The following is an 856-nucleotide window of genomic DNA, read 5'->3' on the forward strand; positions in this document are numbered from 1 at the left end:
CCGTAAAGGCCATATTGGCTACATTACCTATTCCATGCTGCGTACCACATGGCTTGAGCAACAGCCTGTTTATCTCGTCGAGGCTGCGGATGCCTTATGGATGCTGGATGCCAAGCCCATTTCGCTGGAGTATGATGCTAGCTGGATTTTTTCCTATTGGACCCATTTACGTGAACAAATTTTGGCCGAAGCCTTGAAGCAGCAGGTATCGCTGTCCGAGCTTCAATGGGAACAGATCATGCTGGTAGCAGCCGGATATCTTCATACGATGATCGTTAGCCTGATTCGGGAGGCAATGAAACAAGCAGTTGGTTTACCAGAGTTTCGGGCGCTGGAGCGTGAAGAAGCATTTGAGATTCGCGTCGGAGAGTATATGGATCACAGTGTGTCGGTGTACCGGGAAGAACGCAGGGCAATGGATGCTAGTGTCATAAAATCCTGGCTGGAGGAAAAAGAAGCATACGCCTACAGCTATCAAGCGTTGACCCAAGTCGATCTATCCAGCGGAGATTACAGCTCTCTGGATTTTCGCCATACCGCCTTTCGCCAAATCAAAATGGAGCATAGTCGTTTGCATAGCTGCATTCTCGCAGGAACCGTGTGGCAAGAAGCCCAGCTAGATGGAATTGACCTTTCGTACAGTCTGCTTCATGGAGCTGATTTCAGCGGTTGTTCCCTGCATGGGGCTGTTCTGGACGCTGTCTCAGGGAATCGCGCATATGGTTCAGATGAATGGCTGGATTGGGAGCCATTCGGATGGGATGGAGTCAATTTTACAGGAGCGAGTTTACAGGGAACCAGCTTTCAAAGCGCTCAGCTTCAAGGCGCTGTTTTCCAGGACTGCTCGCTGCAAAGA

Annotated in this window: 1 protein-coding gene; it reads left to right on the forward strand. The window is 50.1% G+C overall.

What is annotated here, in order from left to right; all coding sequences use genetic code 11:
• Window positions 1-856: pentapeptide repeat-containing protein (locus JO375_RS16340; RefSeq protein WP_229525466.1), on the forward strand; the 856-nt coding region annotated here is incomplete at both ends.

The organism is Paenibacillus farraposensis (assembly GCF_020736845.1).
Taxonomy (GTDB): domain Bacteria; phylum Bacillota; class Bacilli; order Paenibacillales; family Paenibacillaceae; genus Paenibacillus; species Paenibacillus farraposensis.